General features: G+C 55.7%; 11 protein-coding genes. 8 read left to right on the top strand and 3 right to left on the bottom strand.

Annotated elements, in window-relative coordinates:
* Positions 1-32: 32 nt before the first annotated feature.
* The 5 genes from purL to glnB all read left to right on the top strand — a co-directional run bounded on the left by purL (position 33) and on the right by glnB (position 8,666).
* Positions 33-3,920 carry a phosphoribosylformylglycinamidine synthase gene (gene purL / locus ROR01S_RS03855; protein ID WP_048024202.1) on the top strand — a complete coding sequence of 1,296 codons (3,888 nt, stop codon included), beginning with the start codon at positions 33-35 and terminating at the stop codon, positions 3,918-3,920.
* A 711-nt stretch (positions 3,921-4,631) separates the two neighbouring features.
* The gene (locus ROR01S_RS03850) at positions 4,632-6,068 is read left to right on the top strand and encodes a sensor histidine kinase (RefSeq protein ID WP_015583696.1); all 1,437 of its coding nucleotides are present in this window, start codon (positions 4,632-4,634) and stop codon (positions 6,066-6,068) included.
* A 17-nt stretch (positions 6,069-6,085) separates the two neighbouring features.
* Entirely contained in the window at positions 6,086-6,790 is a 705-nt protein-coding gene (gene qseG / locus ROR01S_RS03845; RefSeq protein ID WP_064359131.1) for a two-component system QseEF-associated lipoprotein QseG, read from the top strand.
* A complete protein-coding gene (gene glrR / locus ROR01S_RS03840; RefSeq protein WP_004866424.1) occupies positions 6,777-8,114 on the top strand; it encodes a two-component system response regulator GlrR in 1,338 nt (445 codons plus the stop codon). The genes qseG and glrR overlap by 14 nt, the downstream gene beginning before the upstream one ends.
* Positions 8,115-8,327: 213 nt before the next feature.
* A complete protein-coding gene (gene glnB, locus ROR01S_RS03835; RefSeq protein WP_002914032.1) occupies positions 8,328-8,666 on the top strand; it encodes a nitrogen regulatory protein P-II in 339 nt (112 codons plus the stop codon).
* Between the two features lie 94 nt (positions 8,667-8,760).
* Here the strand turns inward: glnB and hmpA are convergent, their stop codons facing one another.
* Positions 8,761-9,951, bottom strand: a complete 1,191-nt coding sequence (gene hmpA, locus ROR01S_RS03830; RefSeq protein WP_004866421.1) for an NO-inducible flavohemoprotein — start codon at positions 9,949-9,951, stop codon at positions 8,761-8,763.
* A gap of 323 nt (positions 9,952-10,274) precedes the next feature.
* Between hmpA and glyA the strand changes: the two genes are divergently transcribed.
* Complete coding sequence (gene glyA / locus ROR01S_RS03825) at positions 10,275-11,528, top strand: serine hydroxymethyltransferase (RefSeq protein ID WP_004866418.1); 1,254 nt, start codon at positions 10,275-10,277, stop codon at positions 11,526-11,528.
* A 68-nt stretch (positions 11,529-11,596) separates the two neighbouring features.
* Here glyA and ROR01S_RS03820 read toward each other — a convergent pair whose 3' ends face one another.
* Positions 11,597-12,019: a DoxX family protein gene (locus tag ROR01S_RS03820; RefSeq protein ID WP_004866416.1), complete on the bottom strand. Its 423-nt coding sequence runs from the start codon at positions 12,017-12,019 to the stop codon at positions 11,597-11,599.
* Between the two features lie 73 nt (positions 12,020-12,092).
* Positions 12,093-13,286 (bottom strand): ROK family transcriptional regulator, encoded by a 1,194-nt coding sequence (locus tag ROR01S_RS03815; RefSeq protein ID WP_004866415.1) that lies wholly within the window; start codon positions 13,284-13,286, stop codon positions 12,093-12,095.
* A gap of 115 nt (positions 13,287-13,401) precedes the next feature.
* On the opposite strand from ROR01S_RS03815, the gene ROR01S_RS03810 reads away from it, so the two are divergent.
* Entirely contained in the window at positions 13,402-16,680 is a 3,279-nt protein-coding gene (locus ROR01S_RS03810) for a DUF5107 domain-containing protein (protein WP_064359122.1), read from the top strand.
* Positions 16,681-16,820: 140 nt separating this feature from the next.
* The gene (locus ROR01S_RS03805) at positions 16,821-17,804 is read left to right on the top strand and encodes a substrate-binding domain-containing protein (protein WP_015583700.1); all 984 of its coding nucleotides are present in this window, start codon (positions 16,821-16,823) and stop codon (positions 17,802-17,804) included.
* Positions 17,805-17,814 lie beyond the last annotated feature (10 nt).

Here is a 17,814-nt window from a genome sequence, read left to right as displayed (position 1 = left end):
CTCATATTGAAAGCTGCGAAGACGAGAGACTTATGATGGAAATTTTGCGTGGTTCACCTGCACTGTCGGCATTTCGTGTTAATAAACTGCTGGCACGTTTCCAGGCGGCCAACCTGCCGGTTAGCACAATATATGCAGAGTATGTTCATTTTGCCGAACTGAACGCGCCGTTAAGCGGTGATGAGCGTGAGAGGCTGGCACGACTGCTCAAGTATGGCCCAAACTTAAACAGCCATACCCCAACCGGTAAATTACTGCTCGTCACCCCCCGCCCTGGCACCATCTCCCCCTGGTCTTCTAAAGCTACCGATATTGCCCATAACTGCGGCCTGTCGCAGGTTGTGCGTCTTGAACGCGGCGTGGCGTACTATGTGGAAGCCACTACGCTGAGCGAAGAACAATGGGCCGCTGTCGCGAGTGAACTCCACGACCGGATGATGGAAAGCGTCTTTGACGCGCTGGAAGAGGGCGAAAAGCTGTTCGCTCAGCATCAACCGACGCCGGTGACCAGCGTCGATCTGTTGGGTCAGGGACGTCAGGCGCTGATTGACGCCAACCTCCGTCTGGGGCTGGCGCTGGCGGAAGACGAAATCGATTATCTGCAGGATGCGTTTACCAGGCTTGGCCGCAACCCGAACGACATCGAACTGTATATGTTTGCCCAGGCGAACTCCGAGCACTGCCGCCACAAGATTTTTAACGCCGACTGGGTCATCGACGGCGAACAGCAGCCGAAGTCGCTGTTTAAGATGATCAAAAATACCTTTGAGAAGACCCCGGACTACGTTCTCTCCGCCTATAAAGACAACGCCGCGGTCATGGAAGGTTCTCAGGTAGGGCGCTTCTTCGCCGATCGCGAAAAAGGCCGCTATGACTACCATCAGGAAGACGCCCATATCCTGATGAAAGTGGAAACGCACAACCACCCGACGGCCATCTCTCCGTGGCCGGGGGCGGCGACCGGATCCGGCGGTGAAATCCGCGATGAAGGGGCAACCGGTCGCGGAGCAAAACCGAAAGCCGGTCTGGTCGGTTTCTCAGTCTCTAACCTGCGGATTCCCGGCTTTGAACAGCCGTGGGAAGAAGATTTCGGCAAGCCGGATCGTATTGTGACCGCGCTGGATATCATGACCGACGGCCCGCTGGGCGGCGCCGCGTTTAACAACGAATTCGGTCGCCCGGCGTTGAACGGCTATTTCCGTACCTATGAAGAAAAAGTGACCAGCCACAACGGCGAAGAGCTGCGCGGGTACCACAAACCGATCATGCTGGCGGGCGGTATTGGTAACATTCGCGGCGAGCACGTGCAGAAAGGCGAAATTACCGTTGGGGCGAAACTGATTGTCCTTGGCGGCCCGGCGATGAATATCGGCCTGGGCGGCGGGGCAGCCTCTTCGATGGCATCCGGTCAGTCCGACGCGGATCTTGATTTTGCCTCGGTGCAGCGCGATAACCCGGAAATGGAACGCCGCTGCCAGGAAGTGATCGACCGCTGCTGGCAGCTGGGCGATGCAAACCCGATTCTGTTTATCCACGACGTCGGCGCGGGCGGTTTGTCTAATGCCATGCCGGAACTGGTCAGCGACGGCGGTCGCGGCGGTAAATTCCAGCTGCGCGATATCCTGAGCGATGAGCCGGGGATGAGCCCGCTGGAAATCTGGTGTAACGAATCCCAGGAACGCTATGTGCTGGCGGTCGCGCCGGAACAGCTGCCGCTGTTTGACGAGCTGTGCCGCCGTGAGCGCGCACCGTATGCGGTGATCGGTGAAGCCACCGAAGAACTGCATCTCAATATGAGCGATGCTCACTTCAACGACCAGCCGATCGACCTGCCGCTGGATGTGCTGCTGGGCAAAACGCCGAAAATGACCCGCGATGTGCAGACCCTGAAAGTGAAAGGCGACGCGCTGGATCGTCGGGATATCACTCTCGCCGATGCGGTGAATCGCGTGCTGCACCTGCCGGCGGTTGCAGAGAAAACGTTCCTTGTCACCATCGGCGACCGCACCGTAACCGGGATGGTGGCGCGCGATCAGATGGTCGGCCCCTGGCAGATTCCGGTAGCAAACTGCGCGGTAACCACCGCCAGCCTCGATAGCTACTACGGCGAAGCGATGGCGATTGGCGAACGTGCGCCGGTTGCGCTGCTGGACTTTGCCGCCTCTGCTCGCCTGGCCGTCGGTGAGGCGCTGACCAACGTCGCGGCAACGCAAATTGGCGCGTTAAATCGCGTGAAACTTTCCGCAAACTGGATGGCCGCAGCGGGTCATCCGGGTGAAGATGCCGGTCTGTATGAAGCGGTAAAAGCGGTTGGCGAAGAGCTGTGTCCGGCTCTGGGACTGACCATTCCGGTGGGTAAAGATTCGATGTCGATGAAAACCCGCTGGCAGGAAGGCAGCGAGCAGCGCGAGATGACTTCGCCGCTATCGCTGGTGATTTCCGCCTTTGCCCGCGTGGAAGATGTGCGCCATACCGTGACGCCGCAGCTCTCCACGGAAGATAACGCCCTGCTGCTGATTGATTTAGGCAAAGGCCGTAACGCGCTCGGCGCCACCGCGCTGGCGCAGGTTTACCGTCAGCTGGGCGATGTTCCGGCCGACGTACGCGATGTCGCGCAGCTGAAAGGCTTCTGGGATGCGATGCAGGCGCTGGTGGCCGATCGTAAGCTGCTGGCTTACCACGACCGCTCTGACGGCGGCCTGCTGGTAACCCTGGCTGAGATGGCCTTTACCGGCCACTGCGGCCTGACGGCAGATATTGCCGCGCTAGGTGACGATCGTCTGGCGGCGCTGTTTAACGAAGAGCTGGGGGCGGTTATCCAGGTCCGTGCCGCGGATCGCGAAGCGGTTGAAGCGCTGCTGGCTTCTCATGGCCTGGCAGACTGCGTCCACTACCTGGGCCAGGCGACGGAAGGTGACCGCTTTGTCATCACCGCTGAAGGGCATCCGGTGTTCAGCGAAAGCCGCACCACGCTGCGTATCTGGTGGGCAGAAACCACCTGGCAGATGCAGCGCCTGCGCGACAACCCGGAGTGCGCCGATAGCGAGCACGAAGCGAAACGTCGCGAGGACGATCCGGGCCTTAACGTGAAGCTCACCTTCGATATCAACGAAGACATTGCCGCACCGTACATCGCCACCGGCGCACGTCCGAAGGTAGCGGTACTGCGTGAGCAAGGCGTTAACTCCCACGTGGAGATGGCGGCAGCCTTCCACCGCGCGGGCTTTGATGCGATCGACGTGCACATGAGCGACCTGCTGGCGGGCCGTACCGGGCTGGCTGATTTCCAGGCGCTGGTTGCCTGCGGCGGCTTCTCCTATGGCGACGTGCTGGGGGCGGGCGAAGGCTGGGCGAAATCCATTCTGTTTAACGAGCGGGTGCGCGATGAGTTTGCCACCTTCTTCCACCGTCCGCAGACTCTGGCGCTGGGCGTGTGTAACGGTTGTCAGATGATGTCCAACCTGCGTGAGCTGATCCCGGGAAGCGACCTGTGGCCGCGCTTTGTGCGTAACTATTCCGACCGTTTTGAAGCGCGCTTCAGCCTGGTCGAAGTCACGCAAAGCCCGTCTCTGCTGCTGCAGGGCATGGCCGGTTCGATGATGCCGATTGCCGTTTCTCACGGTGAAGGGCAGGTGGAAGTGCGTGACAGCGCGCATCTGGCCCAGCTGGAGAGCAAAGGTCTGGTGGCGCTGCGCTTTGTCGATAACTTCGGTAAGGTGACGGAGAGCTATCCGGCTAACCCGAACGGCTCACCGAACGGGATCACCGCCGTGACCAGCGAAAGCGGTCGTGCGACGATCATGATGCCGCATCCTGAGCGCGTATTCCGCACGGTGGCTAACTCCTGGCACCCGGAAAACTGGGGCGAGGATAGTCCGTGGATGCGCATCTTCCGCAACGCACGTAAACAGCTGGGCTAATATCCGGCGAGCTGTACAGGATCCGCCGTGTTCGCAAAGCCTTCCCGGCTGAAGCGTAATGTATCAGGCCCCCGACGTTGAGCGGGGGCTTTTCGTTTGTGACGGCGGTCGCCTGCCGGTGTCGGGAATTGCCGACAAACGCCGGTGAGGGGTGTCGCCAATTAGAGACATTTAACTTATTGATTTATATAGAGGTGTAAAAACGCCTCACGATGTGTTGCTAAACGGCGACACTCTGGTTAAAAAGTCACCGCAACCGAAGTGCGGGTTAAATGTTATAAATTCATTATATTTCATTGTGTTAACAATTTGTTTTGCTATGTGGCATAGTTAATGCATAATAATACGCAGTGGCTCATTCACCTTCTTATGTCAGCCCCTTCGGGACGCGCTACATAAACTTCGAATGACGCACAACAAGGTGCCTGCCGTCCAACTTCTGATAACAGCTTTGCTTTATCAACCATCGGGCGAAACGTCGAGTTAGGCACCGCCTTATTCCATAACAAAGCCAGGCCTGTGCCTGGCTTTGTTATACTCGTCGTCTTTTGTGCTACAGGTGCGTTGGCCGCATCTGTTCACCCCGGTCACTTACTTGAGTAAGCTCCCGGGGATTCTCAGCTTTGCCGCCTTCCTGTAACTCAAAATCCATAGAGTATATTGGGTATATTCAGGTAGCATCATAGTGAGCAAATGATTGAGACCCTATCCTTGAAGCGAATCTCTCTTTTCCCCCGTTCGTTGCGTCAGCTGGTCACGCTCTCGTTTGTGTTGATTTTGCTGCCGCTGCTGGTTCTGGCCTGGCAGGCGTGGCAGAGCCTGAATGCGCTGAGCGCGCAGGCCGCGCATATTAACCGCACGACGCTTGTCGATGCCCGGCGCAGTGAGGCAATGATGAACGCGTCGCTGGAAATGGAACGTAGCTACCGGCAGTACTGCGTACTGGACGATCCGACACTGGCGAAGGTCTATCAAAATCAGCGTAAACGCTATAGCGAGATGCTTGACGCTCATGCCGGGGTGCTACCGGACGAAAAAATCTGGCAGGCGCTGAGCCAGCAGCTGAACGACCTGGCGCAGCTCAGGTGTAAAAACAGCAGTCCGGATGCGCCATCGGGAGCCAGCCTTGAAGCCTTTGCCGCCGCCAACAGCGAGATGGTTCAGGCCACCCGAACGGTGGTTTACTCGCGCGGACAACAGCTTCAGCAGGAGATTGCCGAACGCGGGCAGTTTTTTGGCTGGCAGGCGCTGGTTCTTTTTCTGCTGAGCCTGGCGCTGGTTCTGCTGTTTACCCGGATGATTATCGGCCCGGTAAAAGGGATCGAGAAAATGATTAACCGCCTGGGAGAGGGGAAATCGCTGGATAACGCGGCGCTGTTTACCGGTCCGCGCGAACTGCGTTCCGTCGGCGAGCGTATCATCTGGCTGAGCGAACGTCTGGCCTGGCTGGAGTCGCAGCGCCATCAGTTTTTACGCCACCTTTCACACGAGCTGAAAACGCCCCTCGCCAGCATGCGGGAAGGCACGGAGCTGCTGGCCGACCGCGTGGCCGGGCCGTTGACCACGGAACAGCAGGAGATCGTCGAAATTCTCGATAACAGCAGCCGCAATCTGCAAAAACTGATTGAGCAACTGCTGGACTACAATCGTAAACAGGCCGATGGCCCGGTCCCGCGTGAAATCGTTGATATTGCAGAGCTGGTTGATAACGTTGTGGCCGCTCACAGTTTGCCCGCACGCGCAAAAATGATGCATACCGCGATTCAACTGGCGGAGCGTACCTGCCTGGCAGAACCGGCATTATTGATCAGCGTGATGGATAATCTCTATTCCAATGCGGTGCACTATGGGGCTGAATCCGGTAACATTCGTATTCATAGCTACCGGCACGGCGAGCAGGTTCGTATAGACGTGATAAACAGCGGCGAACCGATCCCGCAGGCGGAAAAAAATATGATTTTTGAGCCTTTTTATCAGGGAAGCCATCAGCGTAAAGGGGCGGTAAAAGGCAGCGGTCTGGGGCTGAGTATTGCCCGGGACTGCGTCCGACAAATGCAGGGTGAGCTGAGCCTGGAAGAGAGTGAGCCCGGGCTTATCTGTTTTCGCATAACGCTACCCGCCGCTGAGCCGGGAAAAACCAACACATGAATCAACAATGGGTGAATATGTCCCACTTTTTCGTAGTGGTTCGTGCTTTCAAAGGATGGCTGTTGCCCGGCCTTTCTTGCCTGGCGCTGGCGGGGTGTTCCGCCGCTTTTTCGCCGCACACGGCAAATGACAAAGCACAACCCGATCTGCCGCAGCATCAGGTTGCGGATTTTCTCTCAGTCGACTGCGCCGATATCTGGTCGCTGAAGAGCGAAGCCAGCGATAAAAACCCGCTGTACTGGCTGCGCGGGATTGATTGTGCCGATCGTCTGGCGCCGGTTCAGGCGCGGGCGGAAGCCAGGCGGCATGATGATGACAGCTGGCAGGATGCCTTTAAGCGCGGCATTTTACTGGCAGATGCGAAGATTACGCCGGATGAACGCCGTGAACTGGTATTCCGCCTGAATACCTTCAGTCCGCAAATTGCCGTGCAGGTGCGTCCGCTGTATCAGCTCTGGCGTGATGGTCAGAACAGGCAGCTTCAGCTGGTGGATGAGCGCGCCCGTTACGCGAAGTTACAGCAATCCAGCGATAGCGAGCTGGAGGCGCTGCGCCTGCAGGAACAGCAGCTGCGCAGCCAGCTGGAGCTAACTACCCGCAAGCTGGAAAATCTCACCGATATTGAACGCCAGCTTTCCAGCCGCAAGCCCGGAGGCAATTTTAATTCCGACGGCAGTCATAGCGGCGATAAGGTTCCGGAGGTCATACATGACGATCCGTAAACCTGCGCATTTGCTGCTGGTGGATGACGATCCGGGTCTGTTAAAACTGCTGGGAATGCGTTTGACCAGCGAGGGCTACAGCGTCGTGACCGCCGAAAGCGGCGCGGAGGCGCTGCGTATTCTGGCGCGCGATAAAGTCGAACTGGTGGTCAGCGATTTACGCATGGATGAGATGGACGGCCTGCAGTTGTTCAGCGAAATCCAGAAAGTTCATCCGGGGATGCCGGTGATTATCCTTACCGCTCACGGCTCGATTCCCGATGCGGTGGCGGCCACCCAGCAAGGCGTGTTTGGTTTCCTGACCAAACCGGTGGACAAAGATGCGCTGTATAAAGCCATCGATGATGCGCTGGAACACAGTGCGCCGGCGACGGATGAGCGCTGGCGTCAGGCTATCGTAACCCGCAGTCCGCTGATGCTGCGTCTGCTGGAACAGGCCGGAATGGTGGCGCAGTCGGACGTTAGCGTACTGATTAACGGTCAGAGCGGGACCGGGAAAGAGATTGTCGCGCAGGCGATTCATAATGCCAGCCCGCGCCACGCCAAACCTTTTATCGCCATTAACTGCGGCGCGCTGCCGGAACAACTGCTGGAATCCGAGCTATTTGGCCATGCGCGCGGCGCATTTACCGGCGCGGTGAGCAACCGGGAAGGGCTGTTCCAGGCCGCTGAGGGCGGGACGCTGTTTCTTGATGAGATTGGCGATATGCCGGTGGCGCTGCAGGTGAAGCTGCTGCGGGTACTGCAGGAGCGTAAAGTGCGCCCGCTGGGTAGCAACCGCGACATCGATATCGATGTACGTATCATCTCGGCCACTCACCGCGATCTGCCGAAGGCAATGGCGCGCGGCGAGTTTCGTGAAGATCTGTATTATCGCCTGAACGTGGTCAACCTGAAGATCCCGCCGCTGGCCGAGCGCGCGGAGGATATCCCGCTGCTGGCAAACCATCTGCTGCGCCAGTCTGCCGATCGGCATAAGCCGTTTGTACGGGCGTTTTCAACCGATGCGATGAAACGGCTGATGGCAGCCAAATGGCCCGGCAATGTCCGCCAGCTGGTGAACGTGATTGAGCAGTGTGTGGCGTTGACCACCTCGCCGGTGATCGGTGATGCGCTGGTGGAACAGGCGCTGGAAGGGGAAAATACCGCGCTGCCGACCTTCGTCGAAGCGCGCAATCAGTTTGAGCTCAACTATCTGCGCAAGCTGCTGCAAATCACCAAAGGCAACGTCACCCACGCAGCAAGAATGGCGGGGCGCAACCGTACTGAATTCTACAAGCTGCTGTCGCGCCACGAGCTCGACGCCAACGACTTTAAAGAGTAGCTCCGCAGCATGGCGCAAGTTATGATACGGTAAGCAACCGTTTACGCGACTAAGAGCCTATCCCAGTAGGCGTTATTGTCGCAGGCAGTTTGAACACGGACAGCGCGGAAAAAGCGGAGCGTACACGTAGTACGTGAGGATTTTGAGCGCTGCCCAGGTTCAAAATGGCAAGTAAAATAGCCTTAATGGGATAGGCTCCAAGACAGGAAAACCATGAAAAAGATTGATGCGATTATTAAACCTTTCAAACTGGATGACGTGCGCGAAGCGCTGGCCGAAGTCGGCATCACCGGGATGACGGTGACGGAAGTGAAGGGCTTTGGCCGTCAGAAAGGCCACACCGAACTGTACCGCGGGGCGGAGTACATGGTGGATTTTCTGCCGAAAGTGAAAATCGAAATTGTGGTCACTGACGATATCGTTGATACCTGCGTGGATACCATTATCCGCACGGCGCAGACCGGTAAAATCGGTGACGGTAAAATCTTCGTCTTTGACGTCGCCCGCGTGATTCGTATTCGTACCGGGGAAGAGGACGACGCGGCAATTTAAGCCGGGCCGTATTCTGACGCATTCCCCGGTCAGCTTTGCGCGACCGGGGAATATTCCCGAATGGCGGCATCTCCGCCGCCTCCGGGTTATTTCATTACAGCACCTTATGCGGGCCAAAACATTCGTAGTGAATGTTGTCGTTATTGACGCCCAGCGCCACCAGCTGTTTCGCTGCATGTTGCATAAAGGCCACCGGGCCGCACAGATAGAACTGCATTTGCGGGTCACGCAGCGTGTCCGCCAGATCCGATAACATCATCAGACCTTCGCTGTTAAAGCGTGCCGCCTGGCGGTCGGCTTCCGTCGGCGTGCGATACCAGATATGGGAGGTGAATTTCGGCAGGCTGGCGCCGAGCGTTGCCACCTCGTCGGCAAACGCATGGACATCGCCATTTTCTGCCGCGTGGAACCAGTTCACCTGGGCCGCATGCTGCGTTTTTGCCAGCGTGTCGAGCATGGCCAGCATCGGTGTTTGTCCGACGCCGCCGGAAATCAGCGTAACCGGCGTTTCCGGCTCAACGGCGAGGAAGAAGTCACCTGCCGGCGCAGCCAGATGCACAATATCTCCTTCCTGTGAGGCGTTATGCAGCCAGTTTGATACCTGACCGCCGTTTTCGCGTTTAACCGCAATTCGGTAGCCTTTGCCGTCTGGCTTGCGGGTCAGCGAATACTGACGAATTTCCTGATATTCAAACTCCTGCGGCTTCAGCCAAATCGCCAGATACTGGCCCGGCTGATAATCCGCCACCGGCTGGCCGTCTACCGGCTCGAGATCGAAGCTGGTAATCAGGGCGCTACGCGGGGTTTTCTTCACGATACGAAACGCGCGCGTGCCTTCCCAGCCCCCGTTTTTGCTGGCGTTATCCCGGTAGATTTCAGATTCACGATGAATAAAGACATTGGCCAACACGCCGTAGGCTTTGCCCCATGCGTCAAGCACTTCCTGGCCCGGGCTGAACATTTCGTCGAGCGTCGCCAGCAGATGGCCGCCGACAATATTGTACTGTTCTGGTTTGATCTGGAAGCTGGTGTGTTTCTGGGCGATTTTCTCGACGGCAGGCAGTAGGGCAGGCAGGTTGTCGATATTGCTGGCGTAAGCGGCAATGGCATTAAACAACGCTTCACGCTGGTCGCCGTTACGCTGGTTGCTCATGTTGAAGATCTCTTTGAGCTCCGGGTTATGGGCAAACATGCGATCGTAAAAATGGGCGGTCAGCTTAGGACCTGTTTCGACGAGCAGGGGAATAGTGGCTTTAACCGTTGCGATGGTTTGGGCGTCGAGCATAGCAGCTTCCTTCGGTGTTATTTAAATGATGTATTTTATATGCATCTTATAAAAATAACCCTGCACTGTAAATGGTTCCTTAACACTTTTCCCCGTAGCGGTAACAACATGAAGAATTTGCATCACAAACCTGAAAAGAAATCCGTTGATAATCGTTGAGTCGTTATTGCTCAAAGCCTTGTGTAATGGGGAGCCAATCGTTTGCGTAAAATCCTTTGTCAAGACCTGTTATCACAGAACGATTCGGTTATACTGTGGGCCGTCGCCCAAAAAGGCCCCCCTTTTAGAGCTGTAATCTATTGTTAGCTGAGCAGGAGATGCGGATGTTAAAGCGTGAAATGAACATTGCCGATTATGATGCCGAACTGTGGCAGGCTATGGAGCAGGAAAAAGTACGTCAGGAAGAGCACATCGAACTGATCGCCTCCGAGAACTACACCAGTCCGCGTGTTATGCAGGCACAGGGTTCTCAGCTGACCAATAAATATGCCGAAGGTTATCCGGGCAAGCGCTACTACGGCGGTTGCGAATATGTTGATATCGTTGAACAACTGGCGATTGACCGTGCAAAAGAGCTGTTCGGCGCTGATTACGCTAACGTACAGCCGCACTCCGGCTCCCAGGCTAACTTCGCGGTCTATACCGCTCTGCTGCAACCGGGCGATACCGTTCTGGGTATGAACCTGGCGCAAGGCGGTCACCTGACTCACGGCTCTCCGGTTAACTTCTCAGGCAAACTGTACAACATCATTCCTTACGGCATCGATGAGTCCGGTAAAATCGACTATGCAGACATGGCGAAGCAGGCTCAGGAACATAAACCGAAAATGATCATCGGTGGTTTCTCTGCTTACTCCGGTATCGTTGACTGGGCAAAAATGCGTGAAATCGCTGACAGCATCGGCGCATACCTGTTCGTCGATATGGCCCACGTTGCTGGCCTGATTGCCGCGGGCGTTTACCCAAACCCGGTTCCGCATGCTCACGTTGTGACGACCACTACCCATAAAACCCTGGCGGGTCCGCGCGGCGGCCTGATCCTGGCGAAGGGCGGTAGCGAAGAGCTGTATAAAAAACTGAACTCTGCCGTATTCCCTAGCGCACAGGGCGGCCCGCTGATGCACGTTATCGCGGGTAAAGCGGTTGCGCTGAAAGAAGCGATGGAGCCAGAGTTCAAAGTCTATCAGCAGCAGGTTGCGAAAAACGCCAAAGCGATGGTTGAAGTATTCCTGAATCGCGGCTACAAAGTGGTTTCCGGCGGTACTGAAAACCACCTGTTCCTGCTGGATCTGGTCGATAAAAACCTGACCGGTAAAGAAGCTGACGCTGCGCTGGGCCGTGCTAACATCACCGTCAATAAAAACAGCGTACCAAACGATCCGAAGAGCCCGTTTGTGACCTCCGGTATCCGTATCGGTTCTCCGGCGGTAACCCGTCGCGGCTTTAAAGAAGCGGAAGTGAAAGAGCTGGCCGGCTGGATGTGCGACGTGCTGGACAACATCAATGACGAAGCGGTCATTGAGCGCGTGAAGGGTAAAGTGCTGGATATCTGTGCACGCTTCCCGGTTTATGCGTAACGTTTAACGACGTAAGCGTAAAGAAAAAGGCCGCCAGTGCGGCCTTTTTTACGTCCGGCGTTCAGAGGTTAACGACGGTCGAGGGAGATAGCGCCCGGGCCAGTGATGGCCAGAAGCAGGAAGGCTCCAGCTATACTGATGTTTTTGTAGAAGTTAATCATATTGGGAAGTACGGCATCACCGCTCATATCCCAGTAATGATGGCCAATGACGGCGGTACCGAGGGTGTAAAAAATAAAGATCACCGCCAGCGGACGGGTGAAGAAACCCAGGATAATCAGGATTGCCGCCGGCACCTCCATCACAATCGCGATAATCGCCGCTAACGTCGGAAGCGGAGCGCCGGAGGAGGCCATATATTGTACCGTACCGCTAAAGCCCATCAGTTTGGGATAGCCAAATATAATAAACAGCAGTACGACGGCAATACGGGCGATCAGCAGCAGAACGGAACGGGAAGAGCCAAAGTCGAAATAGCGTAGTGTGTTCATAATCAATCCGTTGTGAAGGTGCGTGATTTAAACGTAATACACAATTTTGTGATCTGCCACATACCTTGTGCGATCAACGTAATGTCTGCAGTTGCTCTTCCACGTACAGATAGCCAATGCCGAGCAGTTGCTGTTGACGACTCAGCTGTCCGAAGCCGATTTGCGTTGCTCTGGTGCGCGGCGCGTCACGATGATCGAAAGGGTTAAAGCCTGTCTGCCTGATGATGGTATTCAACCACTCTTCGCCAAATCCGCAGCTGCGGCCGTACAATAAGATATTGTTTATATTTAAGATGTTAAGAAAGTTGTAGAGGCTGAGCCCGATGGCATTTGCGGAGTCTTCCACCCATGTATGAAGGCGAGAATCACCCTGCTGCCATTTTTCGATCAGGGCATCGATGGTCAGCGCCTCTGGATTATTGGCGAGATCGGGCTGTGTTTTAAGCCATATCCGCGCCTGTTTTTTCAATGCGCTCAGTGATGCCACCGTTTCCAGGCAGCCATAGCGCCCGCAGTCGCAGGCAACGCCATCAGGATTGATAATGGTGTGTCCAATCTGGCCGCTGCCATAAAGGCTACCGCGCCAGACCTGGTCGTTGATGACAAATGACGAACCAATGCCGTAATCGACGTTGATGACGCAGAAGTCGCGATACTGTCCCTCATTTTGCCATTTTTCCGCCAGCGCCAGCATGACGCAGTCGTTGTCGACCATTACGCGGACATTGAGTTTTTCTTCCAGCAGATATTTCATCTCCACGGGTTGCTTCCAGGGAGCCTGCGGCATGGTCTGTGATACTCCCGTTCCCGCATCAACCTGCCCATGAACCGCCAGCGCCAGATTGATTTTCTGCCTGGGCCAGTTCTTACGGTACTGATGCCAGCATTTCTCAATCGCTGCCAGCAGTGCCTGAGGCGTTGGGGCGTCAATGGCGTGGTATTCGACGTCGCCTTTCGCACTCAGACAGGCATTTCCAAGCTGGCATTCGATACTGGTGGGCGTGATGTTCATACACAGGGTCCAGTCGCCATCGGGCGCAATAAGCCAGGCGCCGCTGCTATGACCGCGGGCCAGATGCTCATCCTGTACATTGACCACGCGTCCTTCCTCTTCCAGCTCCTGGAGGATATTGCTGACCGCGGGAATTGAGATTTGCGCCAGCCGCGCGAGCGACGATTTACTGGCTCGTTTTTTGCGGTACAGATACTCCAGCAGCACACCCTTGTTGTAATGGCGGATTTGCTGATTGTTAATGCAGGCTTTCATAAACTAAACCTTGTTAACTAAATTGCGTGATTATTGTGCGTAAATGCGCTGATTCTGTCTATTAAACTGCTCTCATTATTTCACTTCAGTATGTCTTGTTAACTTTGAGGGCATTATGAGTTCAGTAAATGTTTGGCAGGAAACGGTACATATTCCAACCTATGAAACGGGGGCGCAGGATATTCACCCCATGTTCCTGGAAAATCGGGTTTATCAGGGGTCTTCCGGGGCGGTGTATCCCTATGGTGTGACGGATACGCTGAGTGAGGAAAAAACGCTAAAGGCCTGGCAGGCGGTGTGGCTGGAAAATGATTACATCAAAATTATGATCCTGCCCGAGCTGGGAGGCCGCGTGCATCGCGCGTGGGATAAGGTCAGACAGCGTGATTTCGTTTATCACAATGATGTCATCAAGCCCGCGCTGGTTGGCCTGCTTGGCCCGTGGATCTCCGGGGGGATTGAGTTTAACTGGCCGCAGCACCACCGTCCCACCACCTATATGCCGGTTGATTTTACGATTAGCGAAAATGACGATGGCTCAAAAACCGTTTGGGTTGGCGAGACGGAGCCGATGCATGGGCTGCAGGTGATGACCGGGTTTACTCTGCGTCCGCAGCGCGCGGCATTAGAGATTGGTAGCCGGGTTTACAACGGTAACGCCACCCCGCGCCATTTCTTGTGGTGGGCGAACCCTGCGGTTAAGGGGGGCGATGGACATCAAAGCGTATTCCCGCCGGATGTGACGGCGGTATTTGATCACGGCAAGCGCGCGGTTTCCGCGTTTCCGATTGCTACCGGCACCTATTACAAGGTGGACTATTCGGCCGGCGTCGACATCTCGCGCTATAAAAATGTCCCGGTACCGACCTCCTATATGGCGGAAAAGTCAGAGTACGATTTCGTCGGCGCCTGGTGCCACGATGAAGATGGTGGGCTGCTGCATGTCGCGGATCATCACATTGCGCCAGGGAAAAAACAGTGGAGCTGGGGTTACAGCGAGTTTGGTCAGGCGTGGGACAAAAATCTGACGGATGAGAATGGGCCTTACATCGAGCTGATGACCGGCATTTTTGCCGATAACCAACCGGATTTTACCTGGCTCGATCCGTTTGAAGAAAAGCGCTTTGAACAATACTTCCTGCCTTACCATTCGCTGGGCATGGTACAGAACGCTTCGCGCGATGCGGTGATCAAACTGCAACGCGAAGAGGGCAACATTATATGGGGCGTATATGCTATTTCGCCTCTGGTCGCCCACCGGCTTACGGTTCGCGAAGAGGGCAACCCGCAGCCGCTGCTTGATGAAATGATTGAGCTGACGCCATGCGCTGCCGTTCAGGGAACGTTAGCCGGTATTGACCCATCTCGTCTGACGATGGAGCTGCTGGACAGTCACGGCAGGTGCGTTTTGCGCTATCAGGAGCATCAGACGCAGGAGTTGCCGCTGCCGGAAGTGGCGGTTACGCCCTTACACGCCGGAGCCATAAGCAGCGTGGATGAGGCGTGGTTTATCGGCCAGCATCTGGAGCAGTATCACCACGCCAGTCGCTCACCGTTTGATTATTACCTGCGGGGAATTGAGCTGGACCCGCAGGACTACCGCTGCAATCTGGCGCTGGCGATGCTGGAATACAACCGCGCGGATTACTCGCAAACCATCGAGTATGCGAGCCGGGCATTGTCGCGCGCGCATCGGTTAAACAAAAATCCGCAGTGTGGGCAGGCAAGTTTGATTCGTGCCAGTGCGAGAGAGCGTCTACAGCAGTGGCATGATGCGCAGGAGGATTTTTGGCGCGCGGTGTGGAGCGGCAATAGCAAGGCCGGGGGATATTACGGACTTGCCCGACTGGCGACGCGCAGCGAGCGCTACGATGATGCGCTGGCATTTTGCCGGCAGAGCCTGCTGGCGTGTCCCACCAACCAGGATGTCCTGTCGCTGGAAACCCTGTTGCTGGATCTCACCGGCCGTCGCAGTCAGGCCTTACAGCAGATTGAAAAGCTGCTGGGCGACTATCCGCTGAATCCCACTCTGTGGTGGCTCAACGCAACAATATCAGAGGCTGAAGCGGATACGGCGCGCTGGTTCGCCGTATGCCAGTCGCGGGATATTAACGCACTGCTGACGGCCGGGCTGTTGTTGAGCTGGGGAATGGCGGCGCGGGCGAAAGCCGTACTGACGGCGCTGAACTGTCAAAAAACGCTGCCGCTCTATTTACAGGCCAGTCTGGCTGAAGGTAACGAGCGTATCGCGCTGATCAACCGCGCTCGCGAAGTGTTCGCTGACTTCGTGCGTTTCCCCAATCTGCTGGTGGAAGTGGCTGCGCTGGAGAAGATACCCGAGTGCTATTTTGCTCAGCATCTGCTCGCCTGTTTCCACTATAGCCGGCGTCATTATGAGAAAGCGACGCAGCTATGGCATCGCTGCGTTGAAATGGCTCCTGATTTTGCCGATGCCTGGCGAGGGCTGGCGATTCATGCATGGAATAAACAGAGTGATGCCCACCTGGCGGCAGCGTATCTGGAGAAAGCCTGCGCCCGGCAGCCGCAGGATGCGCGTCTGCTTTTTGAACGCGACCTGCTGGATAAGCTGACCGCCGTTGAGCCGGAAAAACGCCTTGCCCGCCTGGAGGCCAATCTCGCAACCGCCTTGAAACGCGATGATTTAACGGCGGAGCTGCTCCATCTGTGGCACCTGGCGGGCAACGTTGAGCAGGCGGCAAATGTGCTTGCTTCGCGTAAATTCCACCCCTGGGAAGGCGGCGAAGGCAAGGTGACCAGCCAGTTTGTTATCAACCAGTTATTGCGTGCCTGGCCGTATCTCCAGCCGCAGCCGCAGCAGGCGGAAACGCTGCTGCTATCGGCGCTGCGCTATCCGGAAAACCTCAGCGAAGGACGTCTCCCGGGACAGACGGATAACGATATCTGGTTCTGGCTGGGGATTTGCGCCAGGCAGCAGGGCATGGAGGAACGCGCGCTTGAGTGTTTCCGCAAGGCGGCGTCAGGCGATCGGACGATCAATATTCATAGCTACTACAACGATCAGCCGGTGGACTATCTCTTCTGGCAAGGCGTGGCTTTGCGGATGCTCGGCGATCGTCTGAGCAGCGAGCGTCTTTTCACTGAAATGTTGCAGTGGGCTGAGCATATGGAAACGGCACAGATAGAGGCCGACTTCTTCGCGGTGTCGCAGCCTGACCTGCTGGCGCTATATGCCGATATCCAAAAACAGCATCAGGAGAAGTGTTTGCTGGTGCGAGTTCTGGCGAGCGCGGGATTAGGCGGCGGTTCGAGGCATGAACAGGCGCTGTCGGCGCTGGAAGCGCTTAACCCGGCCTGGGCGAAGGCGGCATTATTCCGTAAAACGCTGCCGTTTGTACTGCACCTCATTAACTAAAGAGCGTTTACTGTAATTTTTGAGCGGTCTGACCCGCCGCGCCTCTCGAGATGTTTAGAATATGTGAAATCGTTCTGCGGCAGGCCCGAATGCCGCAGAATCCAAACAACAATAAATGCCTGACCCTACAGGAGGCACGTATGTCTAAAAGTAAGGCAGTCTCATGTTTTTTATGTTTACTGTTAACGTCGTTGAGTATTTCACTCCCCGTCTATAGCGCGACAAAGGATATCACCGTTGGTGCTATCTACCTTGATACCCAGGGCTATTACGCCGGGGTACGGCAAGGGGTTCAGGATGCAGCCAAAAGCACCGATGCGAAAATTCAGCTGATTGAAACCAACGCGCAAGGCGATATTTCTAAAGAGAGTTCATTTATCGATACGCTGGTCGCGCGTAACGTGGATGCCATCATTCTTTCCGCCGTTTCAGAAAATGGCAGTAGCCGCGCGGTGCGTCGGGCTAATGAAGCCGGTATTCCGGTGATTTGCTACAACACCTGTATTAATGAGAAAGGTGTCGACAAATATGTCTCTGCCTACCTGGTTGGCGACCCACTTGAGTTCGGTAAAAAGCTTGGCGAGGCGGCGGCAGATTATTTTATTGCCAACAATATTAGCGCACCGAAAATTGCGGTCATCAACTGTGAAGCATTTGAAGTATGCGTACAGCGGCGCAAAGGTTTTGAAGCCGCGCTGAAGGCGCGAGTTCCGGATATGCAGATTGTTGCGAATCAGGAGGGAACCGTTCTGGATAAGGCTATTTCAGTTGGTGAGAAACTGATTATCTCCTCGCCTGATCTGGACGCCATTATGGGAGAGTCTGGAGGGGCAACGCTGGGGGCGGTAAAAGCGGTCCGCAACCAAAATAAGGTCGGGAAAATCGCCGTATTTGGCTCTGATATGACCACGGAAATAGCCCAGGAGTTAAACAGCTATCAGGTACTAAAAGCGGTGGTGGATATTTCCGGCAAGAAAATGGGTAACGCCGTTTTCGCGCAAACCCTGAATGTGATTAATAAAACTCCGCCAGCCAATAAAATTATCCCTGTTGCTATCGATACCTATACCAAATCTGAAGACGGTAAGCAGTGGCTGGCTACGCATGTCGATGGCTTGCCTTAATTCCCCTGTC

This window comes from Klebsiella ornithinolytica NBRC 105727 = ATCC 31898 (assembly GCF_001598295.1).
GTDB lineage: Bacteria > Pseudomonadota > Gammaproteobacteria > Enterobacterales > Enterobacteriaceae > Klebsiella > Klebsiella ornithinolytica.
The sequence above is the reverse complement of the archived record's forward strand: the minus strand, read 5'-3'. Positions and strand labels throughout refer to the sequence as shown.